At 64.8% G+C, this 6,280-nt stretch carries 6 protein-coding genes; all 6 read right to left on the bottom strand.

What is annotated here, in order from left to right:
* Positions 1 to 462: 462 nt before the first annotated feature.
* The gene (locus ACFDR9_RS26495; protein WP_409032905.1) at positions 463 to 912 is read right to left on the bottom strand and encodes a group I truncated hemoglobin; all 450 of its coding nucleotides are present in this window, start codon (positions 910 to 912) and stop codon (positions 463 to 465) included.
* Positions 913 to 946: 34 nt separating this feature from the next.
* Positions 947 to 1,369, bottom strand: coding sequence for a PaaI family thioesterase (locus ACFDR9_RS26500; protein WP_409032906.1), 423 nt, complete (start codon positions 1,367 to 1,369; stop codon positions 947 to 949).
* A 110-nt stretch (positions 1,370 to 1,479) separates the two neighbouring features.
* Positions 1,480 to 2,778, bottom strand: a complete 1,299-nt coding sequence (locus tag ACFDR9_RS26505) for a hemolysin family protein (RefSeq protein WP_035787843.1) — start codon at positions 2,776 to 2,778, stop codon at positions 1,480 to 1,482.
* Between the two features lie 104 nt (positions 2,779 to 2,882).
* A complete protein-coding gene (locus ACFDR9_RS26510) occupies positions 2,883 to 4,037 on the bottom strand; it encodes a PepSY-associated TM helix domain-containing protein (RefSeq protein ID WP_409032907.1) in 1,155 nt (384 codons plus the stop codon).
* A 270-nt stretch (positions 4,038 to 4,307) separates the two neighbouring features.
* Positions 4,308 to 5,306 carry a lipoyl synthase gene (lipA, locus tag ACFDR9_RS26515; RefSeq protein WP_017878245.1) on the bottom strand — a complete coding sequence of 333 codons (999 nt, stop codon included), beginning with the start codon at positions 5,304 to 5,306 and terminating at the stop codon, positions 4,308 to 4,310.
* 28 nt (positions 5,307 to 5,334) lie between these two features.
* Entirely contained in the window at positions 5,335 to 6,039 is a 705-nt protein-coding gene (gene lipB, locus ACFDR9_RS26520; protein ID WP_017878244.1) for a lipoyl(octanoyl) transferase LipB, read from the bottom strand.
* Between the last annotated feature and the right edge of the window lie 241 nt (positions 6,040 to 6,280).

The raw sequence follows: 6,280 nt of genomic DNA on the forward strand, positions 1-6,280 counted from the left end.
CCACACAACCCGTTACGCCCAGTTGCACCGCTTATGAAAGCGGGTACCCGCTACCGATCCGGAAGTCAATTTCCATACAAAACGGCATAGAGCCCTGTTCGGGAAGTTGGGCAATGCTTCGAGGGTGTCGGCCATCAGGCGACGCCGGGGGTTCGGGGCTATTGCGTTTGGCGGTGACGAGCAGTACCGGACAGCGGCCTGAATTTGCTGACGGCGGCAATCGTGCGTGGCATGCCGCTTACTTGGAGCGCGTCGCCCAGGCGCTGCGCGACGCCGGCAGTTAACAGACGACTCCCTGCAGCAATCCATGTCGCCGCCGGGTTGGCAGCGCATCAACCTGGCAGATGACCTTTGCCGGCAAAACCGTAAGATGGACGAGGAGGAAACTCGGCCGCTACGGGCGCGTCAAAACCCTTAACGTCCTACTTCTTCCGTTTCCCCTGTTCTCCCCGCGGACACCGCCTACTTCGTGACGATGGCGCGCTGCATCGGAGCCAGTTTGGCGATCAGCTTGTTTTGCACGCTGTTGGGCACGCCGTGGCGCTCCATCGCCAGTTGCAAGTCCTCGGCGACGGCGTTGAACTGGGCGTTGGTGATCTTTAAATCAACGTGCGACGACTCCATGTCGCGGTCCTTGTACTTGCCGGTGTACTTGCACGGGCCGCCGCTGAATTCGCACAACTGCTCGGCCAGGCGCCCGGCCAGCTGCTCCATGTCGAAATCGACAAAGCTTTCCTTGACTCGTACGTCCTGCTGAACCAAGGTCAGGAAACTGGCGACGATCTTGTCGATGCCCTCCTTGCCGCCCAGGCCGCGGTACGTCGAGTCTTCGCTGTACGGCGTCTGCGCCATGCCCAGCGAGGACGCCAGCAGCAGGCCGGCGGCGGCCCAGGTGCTCCATTTTTTCATCATCTTCATCTCCCGGATGGATACCGCCGACGACGGCTTAGCGCGGATACAAAATCATTTGCGTGCAACGGAACAGCGCGATGGTCTTGCCGCTGGCCTGCTCCGTCACCACCGCGTCCCACACCTGCGTAGTACGGCCGCCGTGCGCCAGCGTGGCGGTGCACAGCACCACGCCCTCGCGCGCCGTGCCAAGGTGGTTCGACTTCAGTTCAATCGTCGTGAAGTTGGCCGCGCCCTCGGGCAGGTTGGCCACGCAACCGTAGCCGCAGGCCGTGTCCGCCAAGCTTACCACGCTGCCGGCGTGCAGGAAACCGTTGGGCGCAAGCAGGTGCGGCGCCACGACAAACTGGGCGCTCAGGGTGCGCTCGCCGATGTCGGTGACGACGATGCCCATATGCGCCGGCAGCGTACCGACGCCGAACTCGTTGAAATAGGCGGGGGTGGGAATAGGTCTGGTCATGTTCTTTTTCGTGTAGTGGTCGCGTCGGGCCGACGCGGCTTCGCCCAAGCCCGATGATAGCAATTTTTCGGAGATGTCCCCGGCGCCGGCAAAAAAGCCAGGCGCGGCCGTCAGCCGGCCAGCGGGTCGAGCCGCGTCACCAGCAACTGGTCGATGCGGTTGCTGTCGATGTCGACCACTTCGAACTTGTAGCCGGCGTATTGCACGCAGTCGGTGCGCTTGGGGATCTTGCGCAGCGAGTACATGATGAAGCCGGCGATGGTTTCGTAGTTCTGGTCGTCCGGGAAGTGGCCGATGCCAAGCGCGTATTGCACGTCCTGCACCGGGGTCAGGCCGTCGATCAGCCAGGAGTCGGCGTCGCGCTTGACGATCTGCTCCTCGGCCGACTGGCTCACCATATTGCCCATCAGGGTACTGAGCACGTCGCTCAGCGTGATCACGCCGACCACCAGCGCGTATTCGTTGAGGATGACGGCGAAATTGTCGCGCTTGCTCTTGAAGCGGCTCAACACCTCCCACAGCGTCAGCGTGTCCGGCACCACCAGCGCGGTGCGGATGGTCAGCTCGCTGATGGCCAGCGAGCGCTGGTTGAGCAGGCGCAGCAGGATGTCCTTCGAGTTGACGCAGCCGACCATTTCATCGATGCCGCCGTTGCAGACCAAAAAGGTCGAATGCGGGTGCTCGGTGATTTTCTGCTTGATGACGTCGATGCCGTCGTGCAGCGAAAAGTAGACGATACTGTCGCGCTGCGTCATCGACGCGGTGACGGTGCGGGTCTCAAGTTCGAAAACGTTTTCGATCACGTGGTGTTCGCGCGTGTGCAGCACGCCGGCCTGGGCGCCGGCGTCGATCATGGCGACCACGTCGGCCGAGGTGATGTCGTCGTTGCGCACGGTCGACACCTTGCAGATGCGGAAAAACAGATTGGCCAAGCCGTTGAACAGCAGCACGGCGGGCTTGAACACGCGGATGCAAACGAGCATAGGCCCGATCACCACCAGCGCCACCCGCTCCGGCGCGGTCATCGCCAGGCGTTTCGGGATCAGGTCGGCGAGCAGGATGAACATCGAGGTGACGAACAGGAACGAGAGCAGGAAGCTGGCCGTCTCGACGCCGGCGCCGCCGTCGTAGAACTGGCGGATGAATTGCGCGATGTAGGGCGGAAAGGAGGCCTCGCCCAAGATACCGCCGAGTATCGCCACCGCGTTCAGGCAGATCTGCACGACGGTGAAGAAATGCCCCGGCTGGGCCTGCAAGGCCAGCACCTTCTCGGCCTGGCGCACGCCTTCGGCGGCCAGCAGTTGCAGCTTCAGTTTGCGCGCCACCGCCAGCGAAATCTCGGCGCTGGAGAAGAAGGCGCTACAGCCGATCAAGGCCCCGAGGATGGAAATATTGTTTACAAAAGTCATGCTGTTTCCCGGTGGCCGTCGATTCTCGACATGAATTATAGGCTTGAATAGGGGCAATAACCGTTTCCTTGGCCGGCGCGCGGCGTTCGCGCGGCCGGGCCGGCTTATTTGCGGCGGCGCTTCCACCAGACCAGCGTGCCGCTGACGAAAAAGCCCAGCGGCAGCAGGCCGAACAGGCTGATGAAGACGCGGCCGGCCGTGCCGAACGCCTGGCCGCTGTGCAAGGGGAACTGCCAGCCGAGGAAGCGCTCGCCGCCCGGCGCGCGCAGCGGGTCGCGCACGCGCAGCGGCTTGCCGCTGACGGCGTCGAGCGTGATGCGGGTGGCGCCGTCGCCCTGCGCCACCTCGTTCGGCTGGCGCACCCGGATTTCATACGGCAGCGCCGGTTTCGCCGGCAGCGCGATACGCGACACCCGCCCGCCCGGATACAGCGCCTGCGCCAGCGCCATCGCCGCGCCGGGCGGGATGTGCGGGCCGGCGCTGGTGTTGCCCAGCTTGCCGGTCGGCCCCAGCTCGGCCACCATGTCGACCACCGGCACCACGACCTGCGGCAGGTTCATGTAGACGCCGGAAAAGGCCAGCACCAGCAGCACCGGCGCGGCGAAAAAGCCGCTGGCCTTGTGCGAGGAATAGAACAGGCGCGGCCAGGAGCCGCCGAAGGAAATACGCAGCGCGCGCCGCAGCGCCGGCCAGTTCGGCCGCGGCCACCACAGCACCAGCCCGGTGAGCGCCAGCACCAGCATGACCACGCCGGCGCCGCCGACCAGCGTTTTGCCGATCTCGCCCGACAGCAGGTAGCGGTGCAGATGGAACAGGGTCGGCATCAAGAGCGGGCGCGACAGGCCGTAGCGGCCCCACTCGCGCTCGCCCTTGATCTCCAGCGTATACGGGTCGAGCATCACCTGGCGCGTCAGCGCCTGGGCGGTGGCGGCGGCGTCGGCCGGCAGCGGCCGGCGGTAGGAGGCGACGTAGACGTCGTGCGGGTGCGACGGCGGGTTCAGCTGCGCCGGCTTGCCGTAGGCCGGATTGGCGCTGAGGTGGTCAACCACTTCCTGCACCTTTTGCGGCGTCACCAGGAACGGCGCGCCGGGATGGTTCGGCGTGGCCTGCAGCAATGTCGGGTTGAGCAGCGCGTCCAGTTCCGGCAGCCAGGCGATAAGCGAACCGGTCAGGCCGAGCATGACGAAGACGATGCCGCAGGACAGGCCGAGGTACAGGTGCAACTTGCCGATGACAAGCTGGCTCAGGCGTTTAGGCATGACGGGCTTTTTAATGGGATGATATGGACGCCGGCCAAGCGGCGGTCTGCATGGGCGCGCGAAGTCCGCCAGAATAACACCAATGAGTATCGTTATCGATATTACGGCGCCGGCGATGTGCGTAGGTCGGATTCCGCCCGATGGGCTGATCCGACCTACGACGCGCTAACTTTCCGTTGGCGTTCGCCAGCCCTGGCTTGGCCGAAACAGGGGCGAAAAAAAACCGCGCGGCGCTTGGCCGGGCGGTTTTTTGCGGCGCGCGAAGGCGCGTCAGGCGTTTAGCGCCGATTCGACGCCGGCGCCGTGCGCCTGCTCGTCGGCGTGGTAGGAGCTGCGCACCATCGCGCCCACGGCGGCGTGGACGAAGCCCATCTTGTACGCTTCCGCCTCGAACATCTTGAACACGTCAGGGTGCACGTAGCGGCGCACCGGCAAGTGGTCGCCCGACGGCGACAGGTACTGGCCGATGGTCAGCATGTCGACGTTGTAGGTGCGCAGGTCGCGCATCACCTGCAGGATTTCCTCGTCGGTCTCGCCCAGGCCGACCATGATGCCGGACTTGGTCACGGCGTTCGGGTACAGCGCCTTGAAGTCGCGCAGCAGTTCCAGCGAGTGGGTGTAGTCCGAACCCGGGCGCGCCTCCTTGTACAGGCGCGGCACGGTTTCCAGGTTGTGGTTCAACACGTCCGGCAGGCCGTCCTTGAACAGCGCCAGCGCCTTGGCCAGGCGGCCGCGGAAGTCCGGCACCAGCACTTCGATGCGGGTGTTCGGCGACAGCGCGCGGGTTTGCTGGATGCACTCGACGAAGTGGCCGGCGCCGCCGTCGCGCAGGTCGTCGCGGTCGACCGAGGTGATGACGACGTAGTTCAGGCGCAGCTTGGCGATGGTCTTCGACAGGTTGGCCGGCTCGTCAACGTCGAGCGGGTCCGGGCGGCCGTGGCCGACGTCGCAGAACGGGCAGCGGCGGGTACACTTGTCGCCCATGATCATGAAGGTCGCGGTGCCCTTGCCGAAGCATTCGCCGATGTTCGGGCAGCTGGCTTCCTCGCACACGGTGACGAGCTTGTTCTCGCGCAGGATTTCCTTGATCTCGTAGAAGCGGGTCGAGGCCGAGGCGGCCTTGACGCGGATCCAATCCGGCTTTTTCAGGCGCTCGACCTGCTGGATCGGGATGATCTTGATCGGGATGCGCGCGGTCTTGCTGGCGCCTTTTTGCTTTTCGCTCGGGTTGTAGGCGGGAGCGACGCTCGGGGTGGTCTCAGAAGTCATTGGCTGCATGCCCTAGGGCTTAGTTACGTTATTCGGTTGCTGCGGCGGGGCGCTCGGCGCCGTCCACATCGAGTAAAGCGGTCAGTTCGCGCGCCAGCGCCAGTTGCACCTCGGCCAGCGTCGCGGTCGAACCCATGCTGCGCATGTCCACCGTTTCCAGCCCGCTGTAGCCGCACGGGTTAATCCACGAAAACGGCGCCAGGTCCATCGCCACGTTCAGCGACACGCCATGGTAGGTGCAGCCGTTGCCGCGCACTTTCAGGCCCAGCGCGGCGATCTTGGCGCCCTTGCGGGGGCCGCCGGCGACGTAGATGCCGGGCGCGCCATCGATGCGCTCGCCAGCCAGATTATACGCCGCCAGCACGTTGATGATGGCTTGCTCGATTTTGTGGACGAATTGGCGCGCGTACAGTTTGCCGCCGGGCTTGTTACGGCGCAGGTCCATCAGCAGGTAGATCACCACCTGGCCGGGGCCGTGGAAGGTGACTTCGCCGCCGCGGTCGGTCTGCACCACCGGGATCGCGTGCTCGGGAATGCCGGCGCCGGCCAGCAGGTGGTTGCGGTCGGCCGCCAGGCCCAGCGTGAACACCGGCGCGTGCTCGACGATCCATAGTTCGTCGGGCGTGTCGGTGCCGCGGGCGTCGGTGAAGGCGCGCATCGCGGCGAAGGTGGCTTCGTAGTCGGCTTGGCCGAGGTGGCGGATCAGCGCCGGTTCGGCTGGGGTGGTGGACATGGGCGGGTCAGTTTTTTGGACCCCGCCATTATAAGGCAGGCCGGGGTTTCGTTCCCGGCGGCCCCCGCTGGCGTTACGTTAGCGTGTAGTAGGTCGGATTAGCGTAGCGTAATCCGACCACGTTGGCCGCGGCGAGACGCGCTGCGCCAGGGCGATTGCATGAAGGCGGAGCCGAGGCGATGAGCACAGCTTGTAGGTATCGCTTGTAAACTCTTTGAAAAAGGCGTTTACTCTCGATATT

The sequence above is a fragment of the Janthinobacterium sp. CG_23.3 genome, assembly GCF_046115965.1.
Lineage (GTDB): Bacteria > Pseudomonadota > Gammaproteobacteria > Burkholderiales > Burkholderiaceae_D > Janthinobacterium.

Bases quoted from the DNA above. Each gene is read 5' to 3' on its own strand.
- ACFDR9_RS26495 (WP_409032905.1), bottom strand. From the start codon at position 912: ATGATGAAAAAATGGAGCACCTGGGCCGCCGCCGGCCTGCTGCTGGCG.
- ACFDR9_RS26500 (WP_409032906.1), bottom strand. From the start codon at position 1,369: ATGACCAGACCTATTCCCACCCCCGCCTATTTCAACGAGTTCGGCGTC.
- ACFDR9_RS26505 (WP_035787843.1), bottom strand. From the start codon at position 2,778: ATGACTTTTGTAAACAATATTTCCATCCTCGGGGCCTTGATCGGCTGT.
- ACFDR9_RS26510 (WP_409032907.1), bottom strand. From the start codon at position 4,037: ATGCCTAAACGCCTGAGCCAGCTTGTCATCGGCAAGTTGCACCTGTAC.
- lipA (WP_017878245.1), bottom strand. From the start codon at position 5,306: ATGACTTCTGAGACCACCCCGAGCGTCGCTCCCGCCTACAACCCGAGC.
- lipB (WP_017878244.1), bottom strand. From the start codon at position 6,039: ATGTCCACCACCCCAGCCGAACCGGCGCTGATCCGCCACCTCGGCCAA.